Source organism: Streptomyces sp. NTD91, from assembly GCF_059510455.1.
Genome location: NZ_JCAJZW010000021.1, coordinates 1 through 23,193, shown reverse-complemented (window position 1 = coordinate 23,193; position 23,193 = coordinate 1). Strand labels below are relative to the sequence as shown.

Genomic DNA, 23,193 nt, shown 5'->3' with positions numbered 1-23,193 from the left:
GACGTGATGAGGCCGTTCCCGCCGGACTATGCGCTCGGTCCAGCGCTCTGGTCTCGAAGGTATGCAACCCCTTGATTAACTTCAAATGCATGTAAGGAACGGCTAGGATTACTCACATGCAATTGGATTTGAATCTGCTGGCCGCGCTCGACGCGCTGCTGGAGGAGGGCAGTGTGGCCGGGGCGGCCGCACGCATGCATGTCACCGCCCCCGCGATGAGTCGGAGCCTGGGCCGAATCCGGCGCACGACCGGGGATCAGATCCTGGTGCGCACCGGCCGCACGATGACCCCGACGCCGTACGCGATCGCCGTCCGGGAACAGGTGCACGAGCTGCTGCACCAGGTCCAGGGGGTGCTGGCGCCGAGCCGTGAACTCGATCTGGCGACGTTGGAGCGCACCTTCACACTCCGCTGGCACGATTCCCTGGTCGCCCTGGGCGGCCCCGCGCTGCTCTCGGCCGTGCGCGGACAGGCGCCGGGCGTGCGGTTGCGCTTCGTCGCGGAATCGAGCATCGACACCCCCGAGTTGCGGCGCGGCGAGGTCGATCTGGAGGCGAACGCCAACCGGCCGAGCGCACCGGACATCCGTGCCGAGAAGGTGGGCGAGACCCGCCTCGTCACCGTGGTGAGGCAGGGGCACCCGCTCACTCGTGTCAGGACCGTCACCGCGAAGCGGTACGCCGCCGCCGAGCACGTCACCGTCTCGCGACGGGGGAACCTCGGCAATGCCCTCGACGACGCCCTCGCGCGGCTCGGCCTCACCCGCCGCGTGGTGGCGTCCGCGCCTTCGGAAGCGGCCGCGCTGGAGTTCGCGCGCGGCTCCGATCTTTTGATCAGCGTCCCCGAGGCCACCGCGCGGTCCGCGGTCGCCGACCTCGGCCTGGTCGTGCTCCCTCTCCCGCTCGAACTGCCCTCGGCACCGATATACCTGTCATGGCATCAGCGATACGACACCGACCACGCCCACGCCTGGCTGCGCGGGCTGGCGCGAACCGCACTGGCCATGGGCGGAGCGTCGTCGTAGGCGGCGCCGTCCAGCCGCTTCACCCATACGGCCAGGCGACCACCCCGATGCCGCACGGCCGGCCGCTGTGCGGCCCGCACCGGATCACCATGGGTGGGCCCCGCTCACTCAGCCGGCTCCAGGCTGGTGAGCAGGTTGAGCAGGCCGGTGGGGGCGTTGTCGCCCTTCCAGGCGACCGCCTACCGCATCCTGCCGGCCGAAGCCGATCCCGCCCAAGCCGAACCCGGCACCGGTTATCTCCCTCCGCCCACTCCCCGTGAACTGCGACATCCTTCACCCTGACGACGGCGCCCAACTGCCCCCGGCCTCACAGAGATCACGGGCTACGCCCTGGCGGGCGACGGCCGCGCCGTCGCCCGCGTCGACGTCTCCCTCGACGCCGGAAGCAACTGGCAGCAGGCCGAACTCGACCCCGCGGACAGCCCCTGGGCCTGGCAGCACCGGCGCACCACGCTCGACCTGCCCGCCGGCGAGACACACGTGACCGCCCGGGCGTGGGACAGCACCGGCGCGCTCATGCCCTAATCTCCCCTCTCCCTGTGGAATCCCCAGGGCTACGGCAACAACTCCTGGGCCGGCATCCACGTCACCTGCCGCTGAACCGGCACCGGGCACCGGGGCATGCGCCCCCGAGGCCGCAGCGGTTGCAGAGCAGCAGGGCTCAGTCCTCGGAGCCCGCTCCACGCCATGCCACGCGCTACGGGTTCCTGGCGCCGTGGAACTCCCGGAACGCGGCAAACGCACGAGGCCCGTACCCGGTGCCCGGTCCACGTTCCGGAGGGGATCACCGCGCCGTACCTGCGCACCCTGCCGTTCCCGCCACGCAGCCTGCGGCGGGAGACCGAGGAGCACGCGGGCGGATCCGCCCGCCCGGCGCAATGGGATGGCGCGGCGCAGGCGGCAGAACGGATACGGCTTCACCGCGGTGCGCAGCTGCGGGTCGGCGATCGTGGTGAAGCCCAATCGCGCGTTGCTGGTCGAGCGCGGCAGGAAGGCTCGCAGGTCCCACACGTCCTCGGCCAGTTGCTTCCTGGCAGTACCCGCAGTGGTACGGCGTGGGCCTCATGGCCGCCGAGTTCGGCTGCGCGGACACCACGGAAGCGGACCTCATCCGCCGGACTGCCGGTCTCCTGTCGTCCGGGGTGCGGCGAGGGGCGGGCTGGTGACGGAGGCTGCTGCCGGGATGTGGATGCGCCGTCGGATCCGTCCTGTGCGCAATGCGGAGAGCACGATCGCGGAGGATGCCGAGATGACTCCGCCCAGGATCAGGGTGGAGCGAGCGCCGAGCGCGTCCGAAGCCAGGCCGACGAGTGGGGCGCCGACGGGGGTGCCGCCGAGGAGGACCAGGAAGTAGACGGACATGACGCGGCCTCGCAGGTGCGGGTCCGCATGCAGTTGGGTCAGCGCGTTGGCCGCGGTGGTCGTGATCGCCGCGGCGAAACCGGTGGGGAGCAGCAGGACCATGAACGTGCCGTAGTCCGGCATCAGTCCCTGCGCGGCTTCCAGCGCCCCGAAGACGATCGTGGTGGAGACGAGACGGCGAGCGGTGAGGGGCTTACCACCGCCTGTCCCGTAGATCGCGCCGATGAGGCTGCCCACGGCGTATGCGGCGGAGAGACAGCCGAAGGCGGCGGCGCCCGTGTGGAAGGCCGTGACGGCGACGAGCGAGATGGTGACCTGGAAGTTGAGGCCGAAGGTGCCGACGAAGGCGATGAGGCTGATCGGCAGGAGCAGTTCCGGGGTGGCGGCGATGTGACGGAAGGCATCGCGCAGCGGAGCCGGCCGCGGACGGCCGGGGTCGCCGGGGTGGTCCGTGCGGATGAGGACCAGGCCGTAGAGGACGGCCAGGTAGGACGCGGCGTTCACAAGGAACACGGGGCCCGTGCCGAAGGCGGCGACCGTCAGGCCGGCGAGGGCTGGGCCGACGGCGCGGGCCACGTTGAACTGGGCGGAGTTCAGGCCGACCGCGGTGGCCACGCGCTCCCGGCCGACCAGTTCGCAGATGTAGGCGTTGCGGGCCGGGCTGTCCACGGCGGTGGCGGCGCCGAGAGCGAAGGCCAGCACGTAGACGGACGGCAGGTTCACCGCCCCGGTGACGGTCAGCAGACCGAGCAGGAGCGACTGGACTCCCATGGCGGCCTGGGTCAGCAACAGGATCCGCCGCTTGGGGTACCGGTCGGCGAGGACGCCTCCGGCCAGGCCGAACAGGGTCTGCGGCAGGAACTGCAGTGCGGTCACGACGCCGATCGCCCCGCCGCTGTTTCCGGTCAGGTGGAGGATGAGCAGGTCCTGGGCGGCGCGCTGCATCCATGTTCCGGTGTTGGAGGCCAGCTGTCCGAGCAGGTAGCGGCGGAAGTTGCGGACGGCGAGTACGGCCGTGACCGGCACCCGGGAGCCTGTGGTCATGACATCCGACGGGCGTACGGGTCGCCGGTGACGGACACCTCGGCGTCGTCGAGGTGATGGAAGGTCGGGTGGGGGTGCATGAGGAACGCGTGGTGGGAGATGTTCCAGGCGTAGGCGCCGGCCATGGCGAAGGCGATCCGGTCGCCGACGCGCAATCGTTCCACCCCGGCCCGGCGGGACAGGACGTCCTTGGGCGTGCACAACTGGCCGACCAGCGTCACCGGCTCGTCACGGACCTCCGGACGGTTCCACGGCCGCGGCCAGGCGTCGTGGGGGATCACCTCGAAGGGCTGGTCGTGCTGTTTCGCGGCCGGGGTGCGCAGGTGGTGGGTGCCTCCGCGGAGTACGGCGAACGCCTGCCCGCGGCTGAACTTGATGTCCAGGACCTGGGTGACGTACCAGCCGCAGTACGCCGTGACCGAGCGGCCGGGTTCGATCCGCAGCGTGAGGCGAGGGTGGCGGGCCAGGAGCGGGTGCAGTCCAGCACCGAAGGCGGACCAGTCGAACATCTTGTCGGGGTGGGTGTAGTCGACGCCCATTCCCCCTCCGACGTTCACCTCGGCCAGAGGTGCCGCGCGTTCCTGAGCCCAGCCTTCGGCCCAGGTCAACGTCGTGTCGATCAGGGCCAGTTGGTCCTGGGCCTGGAGTCCGCTGGCCAGGTGGAGGTGCAGGCCGCGCCATCGGATGCCCGGCGCGGAGGCGATCAGCTCCAGGCAGCGGTCCAGCTGCGCGGGATCCATGCCGAAGGGGCTGGGTCGGCCGCCCATGGCGAGGGCGACATGGCCGAGGTCGACGGGCAGGTTGACGCGCAGGAGGGCATCGGTGCTCCGGTCGCCCAGCAGGCTGGTGAGGAGACGCAATTCGTGTTCGCTCTCGATGTGCAGGCGCTCCACTCCGGCTTCCAGGCCCCGGACCAGCTCCGTCTGCGTCTTGCCGGGACCTCCGAAGGCGATCGGGACCTCGGGGGCGAGCACACGGACGTGACTCAGTTCGCCGCCGGAGGCCACCTCGAATCCGTCGACGAGCGCGGCCAGCGCCTGCAGGATTCGGGGATCGGAGTTGGCCTTGGTCGCGTACAGCAGTTCGACGCGTTCCGGCAGCGCGGCCCGGATCGCGTGCACGTGCTCGCGCAGCGCCGGGAGGTCGTAGACGTACGCGGGCAGGTCGTCGTCGGTCAGCCGGGCGACGTGGTCGAGCAGGGCGGGCCTCACCGGACCACCTCGCGGGGGAAGTCCGCGCCGAGGGGACTGGGCAGGGGCACGTAGGTGGCGTGCCGGTCGGCCTTGCGGGACCAGCGCAGGAGGAGATTGGCCTTGGCGGGCAGCGGTACGCCGGACAGCAGGGCGCGCAGGCGTGGCGGTTCGGCGGCGGTGCGGGCGTAGGCGTCGAGGCGGTCACGGACCAGGCCCCACAGGGCGGGTTCCAGTGTCGGGTCGAGGTCGGCCAGGGCGTTGAGCACTTCGGCGGTGTGGTTGACCAGGAGGCAGTAGGCGACCCGGTTCCAGCCGCGTTCGGGGTCGTAGGTGAGGGGGCCCCGGACGTCCTCGGGCAGGGCGGCGAGGGTGTTCCGGTGGTGGTCGGGCAGGAGCTTGGTTCCCTCCAGGTCACGGAAGAGCATCTGTGCCGGCATGCCGTCGGGATGCACACCGACGACGACGTTCTGCAGGTGGGGTTCCAGGACCACGCCGTGTTCGAAGTATGCGGCCAGCACCGGTGGCAGCAACAGGCTCAGGTACCTCTCCCACCAGGCAAGGACGTCCCCGGCGCCACGGGCGAGCAGATGGGAGACGTGGGCCGCGCTGGAAGGGTACTCGTCCGCCACCGCGGCGGCGAGCAGGGGTGTCACCCCGGGACGCAGATGGTGGCGCAGGCCGGAGCGGACGATGACGCCGAGCCCCTCAAGGAGGGAGGTGTCGCCATCGGTGTCGAGGGTGCGGTAGCCGGGCTCGGCCAGGAGCGCGCATCCCGGGAAGCGGCCGGCGAGTCCGGCGAAGACGGGCTGGAGCAGCCGGTTGAGGGCGACGGCTCCGGACAGCTCGTAACGTGCATGCTTCCGCACGCAGTTGGTGAGGCGGACGTTCAGGCTGAACTTCAGGAAGGTGTCGGTGCCGGGGTGGTACAACGTGCGCACCGATGCGGTCGGCACCAGCTCGGGTCCACTCGCGCCGGTGTCGATGACGTCTCCGGCGGACACTGCCTCCCGTAGCCGGTCGTGGTCCTGGAGCAGCCGGTACTGCCAAGGGTGCACCGGCAGTATCACGAATCCCGGGTCGGCCGCCGGACACAGCGCATCCATCTCCCGCAACTCACCCTCCTGACAAGCGCGATGGCGGCGCACGGCCAGATAGCGCAGAGGGAAGCGTCCGCCGGTTTCCGGGCCGTACGCCAGCCAGTCCGCCGGGTCGCCGGTGCGGGACTTGGGTGTGGGGTGGAAGCGATGGCCGAACACCAGGGACTGTTCCGAGGCTACGTACGGGTCCGGGTCCGGCGTGACGTCCGCCCGCTCCTCCAGTGTGGTGCGGATCGTCTCGCGGCTGTCGGCGACCTGGCTCAGGAACTCTTCGTTGGCGAGGCCGGTGCGTAGTGCCAGTTCGTCGTGGACGTATTCGGCCAGCTCCCGCCAGCCCACCGTGCCCCATGAGGCGTTCTCGAGTCGCTGCACCGGGCCCTGGAAGCGGTGCGCTCCGATCAGCGAGACCCGGCGCAGCGGGGCACGCAGCAGGATGCCCCGGCGGGGCAGTCGTAGCAGGAGGTGGTCGTCGTCGACAGTGACCTGATGTTCGGGGGCTGAGACCTCGCGGATCAGGCAGTTGAGCAGTGTGTGGGCGGTGACGGTGTCGGCTGTCCGCATCGGATCGCCGACCGATCCGGAGACGAGGCTGGTGTGGGGGGCGGTGCCGGTGGTCATTCGGTCACTCCAGTGCTACGGCGGTTCCTGTCGGATTTCAACGGCACGTGGCCAGAGGGTTGGGGACGGGTGTCCACTGCGCCTTGCCCGGTTTCTCGGCCAGGCGCATGGCGATGGTCGCCTTCAGCGGCATCGTGTCGCCGAAGAACGCCGCCGCGTCCTCCTGATCGGGCAGGCCGGCGTACACGCGGCGGCCGACCTCGGCCACCGCGCCCCACAGCGCCCGGGGATCGGCCGCCCGCGTCCGGCTGAGGACGTCGACCAGCTCGCTGAAGACCCCGCTGACAAGGCCGCCGAACAGCTTCGTACGCAGTGCGCCCATGTCGTCGCCCGCGCGGGTGCCGAGCAGCGGCGGCAGCGGGAAGCCGCAGCGGGCCAGACGGCGCGGGCTGACCCGTACGCCGTCCAGGTCCCGGTACAGCACCCGCACCGGCCGCCCGTCCCGCAGCACGACCAGGGTGTTCTGGCCGTGTGCCTCCAGCGCCACCCCCATGGACAGCAGTGTCAGCGCGGGCGGCAGGATGAGCCCGGCGAAGTCGGCCAGCCAGCGCACCGGGTCGCCCGACACCACGGCGGCTCCGGTCGCGTGCACGGCGGTGAGCGGAACCGCGATCTCCGCGGGATCGAGGTAACACTCGGCAGACTCGCGGATCATCGCCGCCAGGCTCGCGGAGGGCTGCCCGTCCACCCGCACCGCTCCGCCGCCCAGCTCTTGCAGTACACGCAGGCCGGCGCCGTATCCGGCCTTGTCGATGACGGCCGCGACCAGGTCGGACAGCAGGGGCCCGTCGGCGACCTCGGCCGGGGAGATGGTGCGTCGGTAGTTGGTGACCTGGACGTCGAGGGCCGTCTTGATGTGACAGCCCGGCAGGGTGTCCAGCGGGGCGAGTGTGCGCAGCGACAGGAGCGGCCGCGCCGGGATCGTCTTCTCCATGACGGCCAGGCCGGGGTGGTGCGCGAGTACGTGGTCGCGCTGCCAGGGGTGCAGTGGGAGGAGGATCGTGTCGCCGTCGCGCAGTCGCCACGGCCAGTCGCCGGTCCCCTGCCAGCGGTCGGCCGGGACACGGAGCAGCGCGAGCGGGACGACGGGGTGGTGCTCGGGAGCGTAGGAGAGCACGTCGGCGATCGACATGCCGGTGCGCGTCCGGCAGCAGGGATGTTGCGGGTGACCGTCGACCACGGCCTGCTCAGCGTCCGCCGAGTCCTTCGGCAGGACCGTCCGGTCAGCGTTCGCGGCCCTTGCCAGGGCCAGGTTGACCACACTGTTGTCCAGCTCGGCCGCGAGACGCTGCGCAGCAGGGGTACACAGGCCCAGCTGCGCCAGCAGCTCCACCGGCCCACGGATCGGTCCCTTCGGACCCGATACGGTGAAGTCGTCGGGCACCTCGGCGAACGGTCGCGCACGTGACTCGGCCGCGCGGAGCGAGCCACCCCGCTGCAGTCCGACCACCAGGGCGCCGGACTCCCGGCGGCGCCCGGTCACGCCAGGCACGGGTTCTCGTACAAAGGCACCCCACAGCCGGCCCAGCACGGTGGCTCGTGCTCCGGGCAACGCGGCCGTGAAGGGCTCCACCAGGTCCGGGCGGGTGCGACGTAGTTCATCAATGGGCATGGGTGTCCCAGGTGCTCTCGGTGGGAGGCTTGTCGGGTGGTGCTCCGGTGGCGCCGGCCGTGCAACCGACGCTACGGGACGGCGATCAAACGGACTGCCAGAGCACATACAGCGGGAATCCCGTGCTCCTCACGTGAAGCGTCGTCCGCCCTGGCCACTCACCGGATTCCGCCGAGTGGATATTCATTTCGTGTGGTCCGCCCCTGGACCAGACTCCGGACCTCACCTGGGAGATCACACACCAGCGTCCGTGGCCTTAACCCTCGGCTCACTCCCCGCTGTCAATGTCCTGGATGTTGCTCTCGCGCCGCGCTTCGACGGTTACGCCGACCGTGGAGAATCACCGGCTCGGGGGAGGTTCCGGCGTTTGCCCGAGAGCTTTCGGCCGAGGTCTGTGAGCCTTTCGGCATGCGTGTCTTGCTGATCGAGGACGACGACCGGGTGGCCGGACCGTTGACGGAGGGACTGCGCCGTTTCGGGCTCACCGTGGAACACGCCAGAACCGGGGCCGACGGCCTCGCCGCGCCGGAGGCGGAGATGGTGCTGCTGGACCTGGGGCTGCCCGACATGGACGGCATCGACGTCTGCCGGGCCCTGCGCTCCCGCTCGACCGTGCCGATCATCATGATCACGGCCAGGGACGACGAGGTGGACCGGGTGCTCGGCCTCGAACTGGGCGCGGACGACTACGTCTCCAAGCCCTTCGGCGTGCGGGAGCTCGTCGCCCGGATCCGTGCCGTCACCCGCCGCGCCCGCCCCGCAGCGCTGGACCCCCACGCTGCGGAACCCGAGCCCTCGCACGACCTGGCAGAACCGCCCGGGCCGTCCCATATCCAGCGGATCGGCCCGCTGACCATCGACCGCCGCACCCGGCAGGTACACCTCCACGCGACACCCCTCGCCCTCGCGCCCAAGGAGTTCGACCTGCTCGTCTGCCTCGCTGAAGACCCCGGAGCCGTCTACTCCCGCCGACAGATCCTCGACACGGCGTGGGAACCGCACTTCTTCGGCCCGACCAAGACCCTGGACGTCCACATCGCCGCGCTGCGCCGCAAACTCGGTGACTCGTCCTGGATCGAGAACATCCGCGGAATCGGCTTCCGCCTGGTCCCCCCGGCACACGCCGACACCACGTCCGCCGCAGCGGCCGCGCGCGGCGGAGGACCAGGGCTCCGGTGACGCGCCGCATCCTGCTCAGCCACCTGAGCCTCATACTGCTCGTCCTGCTCGCGCTCGAAGTGCCGTTCGGACTCTTCTACGCCCACAGTGAGCTGTCCCGTTTCTCGCATTCCGCGCAGCAGGAAGCGACGACACTCGCCGAGGTCTGCGAGGACAAGATGGAGCACGGGCTGACAGCCGACCTGCCCGAACTGGCCCGCGCGTACGGGCAGCGAACCGGCAGCCGCGTACTCGTCGCCGACCGCGAGGGCACCGTCCTCACCGACACCGCTGCACTCGACCCGGTCGGTGAGGGCCTGTCCGCCGAGCCGGACATCTCCTCCGCGCTTCGCGGTCGGCCCGCAGTCAGCACCCGCACGGACCCGTCCACCACCGGCGAGGTCCTCCTCGTCACCGTACCTGGCGGTTCCAACACCACCGTCGCCTGTGTGGTGCGCACGGTGTACGCGCTGGGCCCGGTCACGGCGAAGGTCCGTGCCACGTGGCTGGTCCTCGCCATCGTCGGGCTCGGGGTCCTGGCCGCCGTCTCCCTGATCGGCTTCGCGCTCGCCCGCTCGATCACCCGTCCCGTCCAAGCTCTGGAACGCGCGACCGCGCAACTCGCCGAAGGGCGGATCACCGATCCGCCGGCCACCGATCACGGGCCGCCGGAACTACGCCGGCTCGCCGCCTCGTTCACGACGACCGCGAACCGGCTCCAGCACCTGCTCCGGGCTCAGCAGGCGTTCGCCTCCGAAGCCTCCCACCAGCTGAAGACCCCCCTGACCTCACTGCGTCTGCGCCTGGAGAACTTCGAGCCGCACCTCGCCCCCTGCGCCCGGAGCAGCCTCGACGCAGCGCTCGGAGAGCTCGAGCGGCTCAGCCGTATGGTGCAGGGGCTGCTTGCGCTCGCCCGGCTGGAGAACTCCGCGATCAGGCCGGAGGCCGTCGATCTGGGCGCCGTCGTCGCCGATCGCACCGCCATCTGGACGGCCTTCGCCGACGAACAGCAGGTCGACATCATCGCCTCAGGCGCGACAGACATGTGCGTGTGGGCGGTCCCCGGAGCCCTGGAGCAGATCATCGACAACCTGCTCTCCAACGCACTGCGCGTGTCCCCGCCGGGATCCGCCATCACCCTGGCAACCGTCACCACCCCTGTGGAAGGCGGTCGCACCCCGCCCATGGCCGAGCTGCATGTGATCGACCAAGGGCCCGGCATGTCCGAGGCCGAACGGCACAGAGCCTTCGACCGGTTCTGGCAAGCCCCTGATGCCGACCACGACGGCACGGGCCTCGGCCTGCCGATGGTCAGGCAGCTCACCCGCGCCAGCGGTGGTGAGGTTGCGCTGGAGGCGGCCCCCGGTGGTGGGCTCGACGCCGTCGTCCGCCTCCGGTGCACCCCGAGCCACAATCACCGAGAGCACCCGTCTGCAGCCGGGAAGACCATGTCGCCTGGCTGACCGACCGCCGCGCCGCCTTGGCAGCGGAGCGTGTTCTGCCCTGCGGGCCACTTCCGGCGGCCAGGTCGCCGACCCGGGGAAATGGAGAACTCCCGCTGGATTATCTAGGGTCAGCACGTGGCTTCGATCGTGGTGTGCGAGGACGACGCGGCGGTCCGCGACGTCCTCAAGCGCGCGCTCGAGCACGACGGCCACAGGGTCGCAGTCACTTCTACCGCGGACAGCCTGCTGCGGCACCTTGAGCCGGTCCCTCACCTGGTCGTCCTCGATCTAGGGCTCCCGGACGCTGACGGTCGCGATGTCTGCTTGGCGCTGCGGGCTCGCGGCGTTGATGCCCCGGTGCTGATGCTCACCGCCCTGGACGGCATGCATCACAAGGTGGGCGGCTTCGAGGCGGGAGCCGACGACTACATGACGAAACCGTTCGACATCCCGGAGTTGCTGGTGAGGGTCCGCGCCCTGCTACGCAGAACGACCGCCACCACCCCGCCAAAGGGTGTCGTTCTCGATCCGGCGAAACACGTCGTGATCCACGGTTCGGCAAGCGAGAGCCTGACGCCGACCGAGTTCCGGTTGTTGGGCAGGCTCATCGCCTCACAGGGCGACGCCGTACGCCGGCACGCCCTCGTCGCTGCCGGTTGGCCGCATGGCGCGCAGGTCAGCGACAACACCCTTGACTCCTTCGTTCGCCGGCTGCGGACCAAACTCGGTGCGCTGGGTGTTGCCGATCGCCTGGCGACGGTCCGTGGGGTGGGCTATCGATGGGAATGACGGGCTTCCGTGGGAGGGTCGTCGCGCTTGCAGTTCTGATCGCGACAGCAGTGGCAGCAGTGCTGGTGGTGGTCTCGCACGTGTTGCTGAGCCGGGTGACCGACGCCGACGCGAACGCTCTGGCGCATACGCGAGCAGAGGCAGTGGCGGCGAACGTAACCGTACGCCGTGGCCACGTCGTGCTGCTCGAGAACGGCAACGAAGCGCTCGACACGGTCTCGTGGGTGTACGCCGATGGGCACCTCATTGACGGGATCGTGCCGGGCAGCGTCCTTGACCGCGTCGAGGCATTTGCCGACTCCGGGCGGTCCCGGACCACCACGGTCGGCAGATACCTCCTGTATGCCCAGCCGATCCGGCTCGAAGGCCACCGCGTCGTGGCGGTCGTGAGGGTGGATCTGACGCCGTACGAGACGTCGGAGCAGCGCAGCCTGGCGATGTCGCTCATCTTGGGTGGCATCACGATCCTGATCGCAGGCGTCGTCGGATACCTGGTGGTGGGTCGTGCGTTGCGGGTGGTTCACGAAATGGCCGCTCTTGCCGACGACTGGGGCGACCACGAACCCGGGCGCCGATTCAACCTCGGCGTTCCCCGCGATGAATTCGGGGAACTCGGGCGAACTCTCGATCGCCTGCTTGACCGCATAGACAACGCGTTGGCGGACGAGCGCCGACTCACCGATGAGATCGCCCACGAGTTGCGGACGCCCTTGACGGCACTGCAGGGCGAGGCACAGTTGGCGCAACTGTCCGGTCATCATCTGGCACCGGAGTCTGTTCTGACCGAGGTCGACCGCCTGAACACGGCGATCACGACGATTCTGAGCGCCGCCCGGACACGGATCGACGGCGGTACCCGCTGCGATCTCAGGACGGCGGCGCGACAGGCGATCGCTGGTCGCTCCGTCGAACTCGCCATCCCGACCAACGTCGATGTCGCCGTGGCAGGCGAACTCGTCGTGGCTGTGTTGTCGCCCCTACTGGAGAACGGCCTGCGGCATGCGACTTCGCGCGTTTGGGTCACGGCGCGCATCCAGCCCCAGGGCGCCGTGATCGATGTCCTCGACGATGGCCCAGGGTTCGATCCGGCGGAGGTCGATCGGGTCTTCGAAGCCGGCGTGACCAGCAGCAACGGGCACGGGTTGGGGCTGGCCGTGGTAAGGCGCCTCGCCGCGTCCGCGGGGGTGGCGGTCCGGGCGATGGCGGATGGTCACGGTCGCGTCGAAGTGACCTTCCCCACGCCATAGGCGACTGCGTAGTCAGGTTGTGTGCAGGTTGGCCGAGCAAACCTCCCTGCATGACAACGACAAGCGAAGCCCGCACACGCCGCCGTGGGCGGCTGATGCTGAACAAGGTTCCCGAGGTCACCATCTGGTTCTGGGTGATCAAGATCCTGTGCACGACCGTCGGTGAGAGTTTCGCCGACTGGATCAACATGAAGCTGGGCGTCGGCCTGGTGAACACGGCCTGGATCTTCACCGCGGTGTTCGTGATGGTTCTGGGCGTCCAGCTGCGCCTGAAGAGGTATGTCCCGTTCCCGTACTGGCTGACCGTGGTCGTTGTCAGTGTCACGGGCACGCTGTACACCGACATCCTCACCGACCACCTCAACGTACCGCTGTGGATCAGCTCCGCCGTGTTCTCGGTCCTGCTTGCCGTGGTCTTCGGCGTGTGGTGGCTGCGCGAGCGCACCCTCTCGATCCACTCGGTCACGACGCTGCCGCGTGAGTCGTTCTACTGGCTCGCCGTTCTCGTCACCTTCGCGCTCGGCACCGCGACCGGCGACTGGACCCTCGAGCTCACCGGCTGGAGCCCGGGAGTCTCGGTCCTGCTGCCGCTCGGCCTCATCGCGGCGATCACACTGCTGTGGAAGTTCGGCGCGAACCCGGTGCTGTCCTTCTGGCTCGCCTACATCCTGACCCGCCCCCTCGGTGCCAACATCGGCGACTGGCTCGCCTCCCCGAAGGTCGCTCAGCCGGGCGAGCCGACCGGCCTCGCGCTGGGTACCTTCACCACCAGCCTGATCTTCCTCGGCCTGATCCTGGCGACTGTCATCTACCTGACGGTGACGCGCTCCGACGTGACCGAGACCTACGAGGCCACGCACACCCCGCAGGCCACCGCCAACCCGCACAGGGAGCGCATCGCTCTGGCGGGCTTCGGCCTCCTCGCCGTCGCCACCGGGGGCCTGCTGGTCTGGGCGCACAGCCAGCCGCACGTCGGCCCTGCGCCGGAGACCGACGCCACCTCCACAGTTCACCTCCCCCCCGGCCAGGCAGTGAAGAAGTTCCCGCCCGCGAAGGTCGACGCTCTGAAGGCACTCGCCTCGACCTCGCTCAAGGACGCACGGTCGGGGAACGCGACCGGGGCCCACTCCGCCGCCCAGTCGCTGCGTGATCTCTGGGATGCGGACCAGGCCTCGTTGCAGCCGCTGGACAACACCGGCTGGACGTTCATCGACGCCCAGATGGACCAGGTCCTGAAGACCTTCGGCATCGACCACCCGAACCCGCCGATGTCGCCGGCCCGGCAGGAGGCCGAACTCAACACCCTCCTCACAGACATGCGTTGACAGATCGGATCTACGCCGGGATCGCTGTCGCCGTCGGCGCGCTGCAAACCTCGGCGACAAGGCAAGGAGAGCAGTCGCCGGCCTTGACGGGCCTGCCCTTGAAGCCGGTTCGCGCCGAGCGGCGCGAACCGGCTTCAACCGTCAGCCGTGTTCACTCAGCCCCGGCGGCGGGCGTTCAGGGCCAGGCCGACGCCGACCGCTACACCGACGCCGGCATACAGCGGGCCGCATCGTCGTCGACGCGCGGGCGCTGCGGGAGCGGCGGCCGGAGTCGTCTCCGTGCCGCGCCGCGGCATGGCTGCTTCCCGCAGCGTGAGCACGGTTCCAGCCCCGCCGTCACCGGCTCCCGGCACAAGCCGACCGTGGAAGAGGAGCAGGGGGCCCGCGGTGTGCCGGCTCTGTGCGGGGCCGGGCGCGCTCCCCCAATCGGGAGACACAGCCCGCTGCGCCGTAGTACGGCTCAGGAGCACGGCTCGGTCCCGGTACCTCGAGAAACCTTCTGGCCTTGCGCGAAGAACCGGTGTCGACGTCCGGCCCCGGGCGATACAGGCGGTGCCGGGCGACGAGTTCGAGGGTCACCGCCACCGCAACGGCCTGTACGGCCATGAGCGCGATGAGGACGAACAGCTGCACCGCTCCGGCCAGCAGAGGGCCGGCTCCTCCCACTGAACGCGAACTGCCGCCTCGGCTGCCGTCGATCGGTCTGCTTGCTCCCGCGGGCCCTTCCAGCCGGTAGCCGTGTCCCCGCAGGGTGGTGATCCGGGGCAGGCGGCACGGACGGGTGAGCGCGTCGGCGGCCTGGGTCAGGCGGCGTCGCAGTCCGGCCATGGTGACGTCTAGGGTCTTGGCGGAGCCGAACCAGTTCTCCACGTTCACCCTGCTGCTTCCGGTCAGGCCAAGTGACGGCGACGACTCCCTGTCGGCGACCGAGTGAGCACGGGACTCGTACGCGTTACGGCCGGTGCTCTCTGCCCTCCCGACGCTCGTGACCGGCACAACAGGAACCGGGCGTGTGCTGGTGCTTCGGCGGCGCGACTGCGGTGCCGACGTGCACCGCGCAGTGCGCCCAGTGCGCGCTGTCCACCATGTGGTCGCTGTCGGAAGCGGCGTTGACGAGGCTGGCGCAGCACAGGGCCAGCAGCAGCCCGCCCGCCACGAAGGGCAGACTCCGGCGCGCGGGAGGCGGGGCCAGCAGGGCCCGCACCCGCTGGGGCACCACACCGCCGGTCACGGCCATGACGAGGGGATGCGGCGCCCCGGCCGAGGCCAGGGCCGCGCGCCCGACGGCTTGGGCGACGATCTTGCGGTCACCGACACGCTCGGCGGCCTCCTCGTCGGCCCAGCGCTCCAGGAGGAAGCCGCCGGCGACGGTCAACGGCCGAAGCAGCGGGTTCAAGGCCGCCGTGAGCCGCCACACGCTCTGGAAGAGGTGGTGACGGCCGCGTAGATGCGCCCGCTCGTGCGCGAGCAGGGCCTCGCGCTCGCCGTCGCCGAGACAGCGCAGCATTCCCCGGGAGACCACGATGCGTCCCGGCGCGCCGGGCAGCGCGAAGGCCAGCGGGGCGTCGTCGTCCACCACCGCCAGCTCCGTGTGCCCCGGAAGGTGGGCGCATTCCCGCCGTGCCCGCACGAGGTGACGGACCTGCCGTACGGAAGCGACGACCAGCGAGGCGACGCCGACGACCAGCACCAGGGCGCTCACGGCCGCGACGATGCGGTGCACCGGGTCCTCGGCGCGCAGCGCGGCAACGGACCACTGGCCCTCGGCGGCGACCTCAGGAACCTGAGCCACGCCGGTGAAGGCCAGCAGGGCGAGTGCCCCCGCCCAGCCGATGGCCGTCACGAGCGCTGCACAGGCCAGGGCCCAGGCGGCGGGACGCGGGGGCAGACGGCGCGCGAGCCGCGGTCCCAGCACGGCGAGCACGACCGTGACGATGAACGGGACGTAGACGCTGACCAGCATTCGGCTCACCGCTTCCCGCGGGAGCGCTCACCCTCAGCGGGTGTTTCGTCGTGCCCTGACAGCAGCTGGTACAGCAGGTGCTCGTCATGCGCCGAAAGCTCCGAAACGAAGCGGGCCAGCACCGCCTCGCGGTCGGAACCCCCCTCGAGCAACGAGTGCATGTGATGGGCGGTGTGGGACGCCTCGTCGCGGGCCGGCTCGTAGGCATATCCGCGGCCCTCGCGGTGCCGCACGAGCATGCCCTTCTCATGAAGCCGGGTCAGGATGGTCAACACGGTCGTGTAGGCCAAGTCGTCCGGCAGTCGCTCCCGCACCTGGCGGGCGGTCAGAGGTCCCTCGGCCGCCCAGAGAGCGGCCAGAACATCACCTTCCAGCTCACCGCGCGCCCGCCTGCCGGTCAGTCCTCGTGTCTGCTCGTGCCTCTGGTCCTCCACCGTCCGCCTTCCTTCGTCCGCGTCGCTACAGGCTACCCGGCGGCCAACTACTACTTGTAGGAGGTATGCTCCGGAATTCAAACCTCGGACTACTACATCTCGTAGAGTTCCGTCGCTCCCTTCATGTGCGGAGGAAAGCCCATGCCCCACGCCGGAAGCACGGCGTCCGAACTCGCCCACGCGGGCTTGATTCCGCAGCAGCGAGCCAGGACGCCCCACGCGGGGCGGATCGTGGTCGTCTCCGCGAGCGTCGGAGCCGGTCACGACGGCGCGGCCGCCGAACTCACCCGACGGCTTGCGGCGGACGGCTTCACGGTGGACCGGTTCGATCTGCTGGATCTGCTGCCGGTTCACCTGGGCCGTGCCGTGCAGGAGGGGTACCACCGGATGCTCGTCCGGGCCCCGTGGGCCTACCAGAGGATCTACTCGACCACCGAGCGCGCCGGCGGCGGTGGCCCGCTCGCTCGAGCACTGCTCCGCACGGCCGAGGCCCGGGTACTGCGTGCCCTCCCTCCGGGAACGGGAGCGGTCGTCTCCACCTATCCGGGGGCGAGCCGGGTGCTGGGCAATCTGCGCCTGAAGGGACGTCTGGGTGTTCCTGTCCTGACGTATCTGACCGATTTCTCGGTGCATCCGCTCTGGGTGGCGAACGGCGTCGACGTCCATCTGGCGGCCCATGCCATACCCGCCGGCCAGGCGCGGGCCGCAGGGGCCGGGGACGTGCGGGTGTGCGGCCCGGTCACCGATCCCCGGTTCCGGCCCTGCGACGTGGAACAGCGCGCACGCGCGCGGAAGACGTTCGGGCTGCCGGAGCGAGTTCCGCTCGCCCTTCTGGTCGCGGGGTCCTGGGGGGTCGGCCCGGTCCGTCAGGTGGCCCTGGAACTGCGCGACTGCGGCGCCGCCGTCCCGGTGGTCGTGTGCGGCCGGAACGAAGCCCTGGCCGAGCAGCTGCGGACGGACGGGATCGAGTACGCCTTCGGCTGGGTCGACAACATGCCCGGCCTGATGCACGCGGCGGACGTCCTCGTGCAGAACGCCGGCGGGCTGACCTCCCTGGAGGCGTTCGCCACGGGCCTTCCCGTCGCCAGCTACCGCTGCATACCGGGGCACGGGCTGACCAACGCGGCCGCCCTGGACGAGGCGGGCGCGGCCGTGTGGATCCGTGACCCGGCCGATCTCAAAACGGTGCTGTCCGACCTGATCGACGGCCCGCTCGGGCAGCAACAGCGCGCGACCGGCCTCGCCCTGTTCGCCCGGAACCCGCAGGGCGGTCCGGCCGCCGAGATAGCACGCGTACACCGAACGGGCGTCCAGGACGGGAACCAGAAGTCCCCGCCGCGGCGACGGCGGCGCGCCACGCGCCGGCTCGCCGCCACCACCGCGGTCGCGTCCGCTGTATGGGCCTGCGCCGTCGGCACGGGAATGGCAACGACGTACGGCGGTCCGGGCCTCATGCACACCATCGGGCGGGGCCTTGATCTGAGCAGCTTCACGGGACACCACCCGCACGGGAGTCACCACTCGTGAACGCCACCCGGACACTGCGCTCGGCAGCCATCGCGGCCCTGCCCGCGCTCGCCGCCGTCCACGCCGCCCCCGTGATCTCCACCTTCGGCCCGCTGCGCAACCGCCTCATGCCCCGCCTGTCGGGCCAGGGCCGCCCCGACCACGTCGCCCTGACCTTCGACGACGGGCCCGATCCCCTGTCCACCCCGCACTTCCTGCGGCTGCTCGCCGACCGCCGGGTGCAGGCCACGTTCTTCCTGCTCGGCAGCGAGGCGCGACGCTTCCCCGGCCTGGTCGGAGAGATCGCGGCAGCGGGCCACGAGATCGGCATCCACGGCTGGGCGCACCGCCCCCTGCTCCTGCGCGGCCCGCGCGCCACCTTGGACGACTTCGCCCGGGCGCGCGATCTCGTCGCCGACCTCACCGGACGGCAGCCCAGGCTCTTCCGGCCCCCGTACGGCGTCATGTCCACCGCCGCCCATGTCGCCGCCCGCCGGCTCGGGCTCGCCCCTGTGCTGTGGACCTGCTGGGGAGAGGACTGGACGGCACGCGCCACCCCGGAGTCCGTACACCGCACCGTCACGGCTGATCTGGCCGGCGGCGGCACCATCCTCCTCCACGACTCCGACTGCACCTCCGCACCCGGAGCCTGGCGCTCCGCCCTCGGCGCGCTCCCCCGGATCCTCGACACGTGCGAGGATCGGGGCTACTCGGTCGGCCCGCTGCGCGACCACGGGTGGCGGCCAGCCGGAAGCGCGCCGACGGGAACACCCCTCACGCCCGCATCGTCCACAGTTCCGTAGACGGTCCACTTCGCTGTAGTCAATCGCTGCCGTCCGCTCCGGACGCCCGCACGCTCCCAGAGAAGGGCCTGGTCCGCATGACCCCACCGCTGCACTTCACGACCCAGCTCGCCGTGAACGTGCTCGACGCCCAGTCGCTACTGGCCGCCTTCGGCGTGCTGGGCGTCGGCGTGGTGCTGTTCGCCGAGACGGGACTGCTGGTCGGATTCTTCCTCCCCGGCGATTCCCTGTTGTTCACCGCCGGCCTGCTGTGCACCGGAGCGGCGGACCGGCCCGTGAAGCTGTCCCTCGCACCACTGCTGGCCGTGGCGGCCGTCGGCGCACTGGCCGGGGCGCAGTGCGGATTCATGATCGGCCGCAAGGCCGGCGGGGCTCTGATTTCCCGCAGCCGCTCGCCGCGGTTGCACGAGGGAGTCAAGCGGGCCGAGGAACTGCTGGAGCGATACGGGCACGCGAAGGCGGTCGTACTGGCCCGGTTCATCCCGGTGGTGCGCACGGTCCTCAACCCGATCGCGGGCGCACTGGAGGTCCCCACGCGGACGTTCACCCTGTGGCAGGTGGTCGGCGGGTTGGTCTGGTCGATGGGAATCATCCTGGCCGGGTACGCGCTGGGCTCCTCGATCCCCAACGTCGACCACTACCTGCTGCCGATGGTCGCGCTGATCGTCGTCGTGTCGCTGACCCCGCTTCTCCTGGAGTTTCTGCGCGGCCGCCGGTCCGCCAAGCCGAAGGAAGGGCAGCGGTGATCCTTCTCTGTACGGGATCGGCCACCGAAGCTCCTGGTGTGAGGGTGGCGGTGTCCGAGGGCAAGTCGACAACCCAGGCCGCAGCGGTCTCCGTCGCGAGCCCCGCCGGGCTCGTCGCGTCGGCGCCGACCCCCGTGCCGCAACCCCGCTCCAAGGACCGGTCACGACGGCTCACCGGCACGCCCCTGGGCCGCCTCGCTCCCACCGTATGAGCCGCCGCGACCTCTCTCGGCGTGCCGCGGCCGCCGGCCTGGGCGGGGTGATCCTGTTCGCCGCTCTGGCCGCACTCGTCGTCGGCCATACCGGCCCACTCGGGCTTGACGACCGGTTCCTTTCCTGGTCGGTGCGGCACCGCCCCCACGCGGCGCCAGCCGTGGCTCGCGGGGTGACCGCCACCGGAACCGGCGTCATCCCGTACGTCCTTGCCCTGGTGGCCGGCCTGGTTGCGGGCCGCACGGCCCGGCAACGACTGCGGGCCGTGGCGCTGTGCGTTGCCTTTCTGGCTCTGGGGCAGATGCTGCGGTTCGGCGTGATGGAACTGGTACACCGTGCACGCCCGCCGCGGACGGAGTGGGCCACGCACGCCACAGGCTTCGCCTTTCCCTCGGGCCACAGCACCACGTCGGCCATGACTGCCGGGCTTCTGGTAGCGGTCGTCAGCCTCCGTGCCCCGCGCGGAGCGACGGCCCTCCGGCTCGCCACCGGCTGCTGGGCCGTGTCGGTCGGACTGACCCGGATCTACCTGGGCGTGCATTGGTTCACCGACGTCATCGGCGGCTGGTTGTTCGCCACCGGCTGGCTGGGGCTGTGCCTGTGGGCAGTCGCCCGATGGCTTCCCGAATCATTCGTCGCGGGGACAGCCCGCGCTCCCGCGGAGTCGACGGATGACCACGCGCCCGAAGCTCCTGGTCGTTGACGACGATCACGCCCTGCGGGACGTGCTGCGCCGCGGCCTCGCCGAGGAGGACTCCGACCCCGTGCTCGCCACCAACGGTGCCACCGCCCTACGGCTGAGCAGCGCGGATGTGGCGGCGGCCGTTGCGGCGCCAGGCCCACAAGTGGCTCACTTTTGATACGCCGTCGGAGGGGCAGGGTTCGGCCGTCGCCGAGAGGGGGTTGACAGCCAGCGAAGCCTGGCTGTGCTTCGGCCTCGTCCAGTGGCGGCTCTGGACGGCCGTTGCCGGCGGCCTGCCGACGCCGGGTGCGCGCCCGGGCCAGGTCGCGGGACGCGTGATGACCGCGGCGTGGGTCGGTGGCTGAGCGGTGATCAACGGTTACGACCGGCAGTGTCCCGAGCTGGGGCATCCCCTGGGCCTGGCGGCGGCTTCGGCACCACTGAGCCGGGGTGACGTGTCGGCGAAGGACTGGACCGTGGCCGGCAAGTTCACCTGGTGCGGGGACGGCCGTCGCGGCGTCCACCCGGCACGGCACAACTAACGGGCGGCCTGCGTTGCGGCTGCGGGTTCGGCCGTCAGCAGCGGACGCAGCGCGCCTCGGCTCAGGTCCGTGACCAGCGGCCTGGCCCAGCGGCGCAGGGCCAGGCTGGTGAAGTAGGCGACGGGCAGCGCGAGGAGCACGGAACCGAGGACGTCGTGGGGGTAGTGAGCGCCGACGTAGACCCGGGTGAAGCCCTCCACCACGCCGAAGACCGCCGCGATCGCGCTTAGGCGACGGTCCAGCAGGAACAGGGCGGCCACCGTCGCGGCGGCCACGGTGCTGTGCCCGCTCGGGAAGGCGTAGTCCGAGGGTGCCGGGCAGGCATCGACGAAGTAGGCATGAGGCATCGACCGGCAGGGCCGCACCTCGCCGACGATCTTCTTGACCACCTCGGCCACGGCGAAGGCGGTCACGACGGCGACCGGCGCGGCCAGAGCGACGGTCATCGTCTGCGTACCGCGGCGGCGCGCGGACCACCAGCCCATGAGCATGAGCACCGCGAAGACTCCCAGCCCCAGGTTGGTCCACACCTCCAGCGGGGTGTTGAGCCACTTCGTGTCGCGGGCGAAGTCGGTGACGGAGGTGAACAACGAGCCGTCGATGCCGGACCCGTCGAAGGCCAGCTGCGCGGTGGCGGCCGCGGTCATGACGAGACGTCCTTCCGTATGAGCACGCCGTCCGAGTGCGGGGGCGAGCAGGAGGCGACGCGGTTCGGACCCGCCTGATGTGCCGCCCCCGCCCCCGCGATGGCATGCTGATGACATCGCAGTGACGCGAGGATGGCTACCGAGTCAATCTACTACATGTTGTAGAAGCTCTACGTTCAGAGGTCGCGGGCCACATGCTCCTCAAGCTCGGACTTGGTGCCGACACGGTTCGCGCGAGGCCGACTGTCCCGTCAGCACGCGGGGCGGGCGGCGGGATGTGACGCTGTTCTGCGGCGATGGACGAAGCGGATCACGGAGATCACGAACACGGTGGGCCGGTGCGGATGGTCCAGGTTCACCGTGATCTCGTGAGCCGGTTGCAGGCCGCGCGCGGCCAGCGTCACACCTGCCCAGCGATGATCCTCCGGGAAGCTCCAGCGAACACGTCCGGCCTGCCGGGCGGGGACCGTCACCGTGACGTGGCCGGCTCGCAGACGGGCGGGATCGGCGCCGAGCCGCCTCAGGAAGTCGGCCAACCCGACCGACGTGGTGGTGAACTGTACATACAGCTTGTCCTTGTCCCAGGCGTTGGACTCGAAGAAGGCGACGCCGCCCGCTCCGGCCGGGACCGGCACCTGGTAGACGGCACGCTGGACGGCGGAGGGCATGCCGTGGAAGAGCCCGGCTCGCTCTTCGCGCAACTTGTGAGCGGCAGCCACGTTGTGGCTCTGATCGGCGGAGATCGCGAGACATCCGGCCGGGACCAGCACCAGGAGCGCGACGGCGAGCCCGCGACGTATCCGAACCCGCCCACGGGCAGGCGCGGGCGAGCCGGTCACCGGCACCTCACCCGTCGAGGGTCTGACGGAGGGGAGGAGGACGGCACGCCCGCCTCCCACACCACTGAATCCGACTCGACCGGATGGCGGCCGGTCCGGCGAGCGCGAATCCACTGGACAGCGGCCGACAGAACGCCGACCCCGACAACTGCGGCAACGGCAGGAGCGAGATAAGCCGTTCCGTGCCGCCCACTTTCCCCAAGGGCGTATCCCGCCAGCACCAGCGACTGCGACCAGGCGAGTCCGGCCACGGCCTGCCACAGAACGAAGGAGGCCGTCGGCATGCCCAGCAGTCCGGCAGCCGGATGCACCAACGTACGTATCACCGGCACGAACCGCCCCGACACGACCGCCCGCCGGGGCCCGTACCGCGCGAACAGGGCCTCAGCCCGCCCCATGCGATACCGCCGCCCCTTCGGCTGTCTCAGGCGGAGCGCTCGCCCACAGCGCCGACCGAGCCAGAACCCGGGCTGCGCACCCGCGAGGGAGCCGACTCCCGCACAACCAGCACCAGCGACAACGACAATCGGCCGGACGTCGAAAGCGCCGCCCGTACTGTGGTCCGATGGCTGGGCAGGCAGGCGTCGGGCCACCGCGACGCCTGCCGGATCCCCTCCGCCTGCCCGCCGGGCAGATCAGTCGGCCGTACCTCCGCGGAAGTCGGCCGGGGCCGGGGGGCTGGTCGTGGGTGCGGGCGAAGTGGCACCACCGGTGGTACCACCGCCCGTGGTGCCACCGAGCAGCCCGCCGCTGCCTGTGCCCCCGGTGGTGGTGCCTGGGGTGGTGCTGGAGGTGTCCGTCGGCCCCGGGCTGACACACCGCTTCTTCTTGCCGTGGCACGGGGCAGTGCTGGGGTCCGGTGTCGTCGACGTGCTCGGGCTGGCCGGGGGCGTGCTCTGCGTG

The 23,193-nt window shown here is 70.7% G+C and carries 21 protein-coding genes and 3 pseudogenes; 13 read left to right on the top strand and 11 right to left on the bottom strand.

The genetic code is table 11. From position 1 onward, the window contains the following. The first annotated feature begins 116 nt into the window (after positions 1 to 116). Both AC5WRT_RS21665 and AC5WRT_RS21660 read left to right on the top strand, forming a co-directional pair. Entirely contained in the window at positions 117 to 1,025 is a 909-nt protein-coding gene (locus AC5WRT_RS21665; RefSeq protein WP_496095131.1) for a LysR family transcriptional regulator, read from the top strand. 315 nt (positions 1,026 to 1,340) lie between these two features. Further along, the gene (locus AC5WRT_RS21660; protein WP_496095220.1) at positions 1,341 to 1,550 is read left to right on the top strand and encodes a hypothetical protein; all 210 of its coding nucleotides are present in this window, start codon (positions 1,341 to 1,343) and stop codon (positions 1,548 to 1,550) included. Positions 1,551 to 2,132: 582 nt separating this feature from the next. Here AC5WRT_RS21660 and AC5WRT_RS21655 read toward each other — a convergent pair. The 4 genes from AC5WRT_RS21655 to AC5WRT_RS21640 are packed head-to-tail and all read right to left on the bottom strand — an operon-like array spanning position 2,133 to position 7,951. Continuing rightward, positions 2,133 to 3,431, bottom strand: a complete 1,299-nt coding sequence (locus AC5WRT_RS21655) for an MFS transporter (protein WP_496095130.1) — start codon at positions 3,429 to 3,431, stop codon at positions 2,133 to 2,135. After that, a complete protein-coding gene (locus tag AC5WRT_RS21650) occupies positions 3,428 to 4,642 on the bottom strand; it encodes a type III PLP-dependent enzyme (RefSeq protein ID WP_496100515.1) in 1,215 nt (404 codons plus the stop codon). The genes AC5WRT_RS21655 and AC5WRT_RS21650 overlap by 4 nt, the downstream gene beginning before the upstream one ends. After that, positions 4,639 to 6,339: an IucA/IucC family protein gene (locus AC5WRT_RS21645; protein ID WP_496095128.1), complete on the bottom strand. Its 1,701-nt coding sequence runs from the start codon at positions 6,337 to 6,339 to the stop codon at positions 4,639 to 4,641. The genes AC5WRT_RS21650 and AC5WRT_RS21645 overlap by 4 nt, the downstream gene beginning before the upstream one ends. A 37-nt stretch (positions 6,340 to 6,376) precedes the next feature. Beyond that, on the bottom strand, positions 6,377 to 7,951 hold the full coding sequence (locus tag AC5WRT_RS21640; protein ID WP_496095127.1) for an IucA/IucC family protein: 1,575 nt from the start codon (positions 7,949 to 7,951) through the stop codon (positions 6,377 to 6,379). Positions 7,952 to 8,359: 408 nt separating this feature from the next. On the opposite strand from AC5WRT_RS21640, the gene AC5WRT_RS21635 reads away from it, so the two are divergent. The 5 genes from AC5WRT_RS21635 to AC5WRT_RS21615 all read left to right on the top strand — a co-directional run bounded on the left by AC5WRT_RS21635 (position 8,360) and on the right by AC5WRT_RS21615 (position 13,915). Then, a complete protein-coding gene (locus AC5WRT_RS21635) occupies positions 8,360 to 9,130 on the top strand; it encodes a response regulator transcription factor (RefSeq protein ID WP_496095126.1) in 771 nt (256 codons plus the stop codon). After that, positions 9,127 to 10,572 carry a sensor histidine kinase gene (locus tag AC5WRT_RS21630; RefSeq protein WP_496095125.1) on the top strand — a complete coding sequence of 482 codons (1,446 nt, stop codon included), beginning with the start codon at positions 9,127 to 9,129 and terminating at the stop codon, positions 10,570 to 10,572. The genes AC5WRT_RS21635 and AC5WRT_RS21630 overlap by 4 nt, the downstream gene beginning before the upstream one ends. Before the next feature lie 117 nt (positions 10,573 to 10,689). Continuing rightward, a complete protein-coding gene (locus tag AC5WRT_RS21625; RefSeq protein ID WP_496095124.1) occupies positions 10,690 to 11,343 on the top strand; it encodes a response regulator transcription factor in 654 nt (217 codons plus the stop codon). A 50-nt stretch (positions 11,344 to 11,393) separates the two neighbouring features. Then, positions 11,394 to 12,590 carry a sensor histidine kinase gene (locus AC5WRT_RS21620; protein ID WP_496095123.1) on the top strand — a complete coding sequence of 399 codons (1,197 nt, stop codon included), beginning with the start codon at positions 11,394 to 11,396 and terminating at the stop codon, positions 12,588 to 12,590. A 50-nt stretch (positions 12,591 to 12,640) separates the two neighbouring features. Continuing rightward, a complete protein-coding gene (locus tag AC5WRT_RS21615) occupies positions 12,641 to 13,915 on the top strand; it encodes a COG4705 family protein (protein WP_496095122.1) in 1,275 nt (424 codons plus the stop codon). 519 nt (positions 13,916 to 14,434) lie between these two features. On the opposite strand, the pseudogene AC5WRT_RS21610 reads toward AC5WRT_RS21615, so the two are convergent. The 4 genes and pseudogenes from AC5WRT_RS21610 to AC5WRT_RS21595 all read right to left on the bottom strand — a co-directional run. Further along, positions 14,435 to 14,581: pseudogene (locus tag AC5WRT_RS21610) on the bottom strand (ABC transporter permease); the annotation flags it as partial. Positions 14,582 to 14,638: 57 nt separating this feature from the next. Next, positions 14,639 to 14,782: pseudogene (locus tag AC5WRT_RS21605) on the bottom strand (DNA-binding response regulator); the annotation flags it as partial. Between the two features lie 85 nt (positions 14,783 to 14,867). Next, positions 14,868 to 15,878: a M56 family metallopeptidase gene (locus tag AC5WRT_RS21600; RefSeq protein ID WP_496100532.1), complete on the bottom strand. Its 1,011-nt coding sequence runs from the start codon at positions 15,876 to 15,878 to the stop codon at positions 14,868 to 14,870. 5 nt (positions 15,879 to 15,883) lie between these two features. Then, on the bottom strand, positions 15,884 to 16,312 hold the full coding sequence (locus tag AC5WRT_RS21595) for a BlaI/MecI/CopY family transcriptional regulator (RefSeq protein WP_496095121.1): 429 nt from the start codon (positions 16,310 to 16,312) through the stop codon (positions 15,884 to 15,886). A gap of 141 nt (positions 16,313 to 16,453) precedes the next feature. Between AC5WRT_RS21595 and AC5WRT_RS21590 the strand changes: the two genes are divergently transcribed. The 6 genes and pseudogenes from AC5WRT_RS21590 to AC5WRT_RS21565 all read left to right on the top strand — a co-directional run bounded on the left by AC5WRT_RS21590 (position 16,454) and on the right by AC5WRT_RS21565 (position 20,804). Beyond that, positions 16,454 to 17,839 carry an MGDG synthase family glycosyltransferase gene (locus AC5WRT_RS21590; protein ID WP_496095120.1) on the top strand — a complete coding sequence of 462 codons (1,386 nt, stop codon included), beginning with the start codon at positions 16,454 to 16,456 and terminating at the stop codon, positions 17,837 to 17,839. Beyond that, a complete protein-coding gene (locus AC5WRT_RS21585) occupies positions 17,836 to 18,621 on the top strand; it encodes a polysaccharide deacetylase family protein (protein ID WP_496095119.1) in 786 nt (261 codons plus the stop codon). The genes AC5WRT_RS21590 and AC5WRT_RS21585 overlap by 4 nt, the downstream gene beginning before the upstream one ends. Positions 18,622 to 18,698: 77 nt before the next feature. Beyond that, entirely contained in the window at positions 18,699 to 19,367 is a 669-nt protein-coding gene (locus tag AC5WRT_RS21580) for a DedA family protein (RefSeq protein WP_496100514.1), read from the top strand. Between the two features lie 208 nt (positions 19,368 to 19,575). Then, positions 19,576 to 20,283 carry a phosphatase PAP2 family protein gene (locus tag AC5WRT_RS21575; protein ID WP_496095117.1) on the top strand — a complete coding sequence of 236 codons (708 nt, stop codon included), beginning with the start codon at positions 19,576 to 19,578 and terminating at the stop codon, positions 20,281 to 20,283. Then, positions 20,252 to 20,407: pseudogene (locus AC5WRT_RS21570) on the top strand (DNA-binding response regulator); the annotation flags it as partial. The gene AC5WRT_RS21575 and the pseudogene AC5WRT_RS21570, both read left to right, overlap by 32 nt. 223 nt (positions 20,408 to 20,630) lie before the next feature. Then, the gene (locus tag AC5WRT_RS21565; RefSeq protein ID WP_496100513.1) at positions 20,631 to 20,804 is read left to right on the top strand and encodes a hypothetical protein; all 174 of its coding nucleotides are present in this window, start codon (positions 20,631 to 20,633) and stop codon (positions 20,802 to 20,804) included. On the opposite strand, the gene AC5WRT_RS21560 is transcribed toward AC5WRT_RS21565, so the two are convergent. The 3 genes from AC5WRT_RS21560 to AC5WRT_RS21550 all read right to left on the bottom strand — a co-directional run bounded on the left by AC5WRT_RS21560 (position 20,801) and on the right by AC5WRT_RS21550 (position 22,883). Then, positions 20,801 to 21,451, bottom strand: coding sequence for a phosphatase PAP2 family protein (locus tag AC5WRT_RS21560; RefSeq protein ID WP_496100512.1), 651 nt, complete (start codon positions 21,449 to 21,451; stop codon positions 20,801 to 20,803). The two genes, AC5WRT_RS21565 and AC5WRT_RS21560, sit on opposite strands and share 4 nt — an antisense overlap. A gap of 251 nt (positions 21,452 to 21,702) precedes the next feature. Beyond that, on the bottom strand, positions 21,703 to 22,170 hold the full coding sequence (locus tag AC5WRT_RS21555; RefSeq protein WP_496095115.1) for a hypothetical protein: 468 nt from the start codon (positions 22,168 to 22,170) through the stop codon (positions 21,703 to 21,705). Between the two features lie 116 nt (positions 22,171 to 22,286). Continuing rightward, positions 22,287 to 22,883: a DedA family protein gene (locus tag AC5WRT_RS21550; protein WP_496100511.1), complete on the bottom strand. Its 597-nt coding sequence runs from the start codon at positions 22,881 to 22,883 to the stop codon at positions 22,287 to 22,289. Positions 22,884 to 23,193 lie beyond the last annotated feature (310 nt).

Coding starts and splice junctions, on each gene's coding strand:
- AC5WRT_RS21600 (WP_496100532.1), bottom strand. CDS start 15,878: ATGCTGGTCAGCGTCTACGTCCCGTTCATCGTCACGGTCGTGCTCGCC.
- AC5WRT_RS21580 (WP_496100514.1), top strand. CDS start 18,699: ATGACCCCACCGCTGCACTTCACGACCCAGCTCGCCGTGAACGTGCTC.
- AC5WRT_RS21655 (WP_496095130.1), bottom strand. CDS start 3,431: ATGACCACAGGCTCCCGGGTGCCGGTCACGGCCGTACTCGCCGTCCGC.
- AC5WRT_RS21590 (WP_496095120.1), top strand. CDS start 16,454: ATGCCCCACGCCGGAAGCACGGCGTCCGAACTCGCCCACGCGGGCTTG.
- AC5WRT_RS21560 (WP_496100512.1), bottom strand. CDS start 21,451: ATGACCGCGGCCGCCACCGCGCAGCTGGCCTTCGACGGGTCCGGCATC.
- AC5WRT_RS21640 (WP_496095127.1), bottom strand. CDS start 7,951: ATGCCCATTGATGAACTACGTCGCACCCGCCCGGACCTGGTGGAGCCC.
- AC5WRT_RS21615 (WP_496095122.1), top strand. CDS start 12,641: ATGACAACGACAAGCGAAGCCCGCACACGCCGCCGTGGGCGGCTGATG.
- AC5WRT_RS21575 (WP_496095117.1), top strand. CDS start 19,576: ATGAGCCGCCGCGACCTCTCTCGGCGTGCCGCGGCCGCCGGCCTGGGC.
- AC5WRT_RS21645 (WP_496095128.1), bottom strand. CDS start 6,339: ATGACCACCGGCACCGCCCCCCACACCAGCCTCGTCTCCGGATCGGTC.
- AC5WRT_RS21665 (WP_496095131.1), top strand. CDS start 117: ATGCAATTGGATTTGAATCTGCTGGCCGCGCTCGACGCGCTGCTGGAG.
- AC5WRT_RS21635 (WP_496095126.1), top strand. CDS start 8,360: ATGCGTGTCTTGCTGATCGAGGACGACGACCGGGTGGCCGGACCGTTG.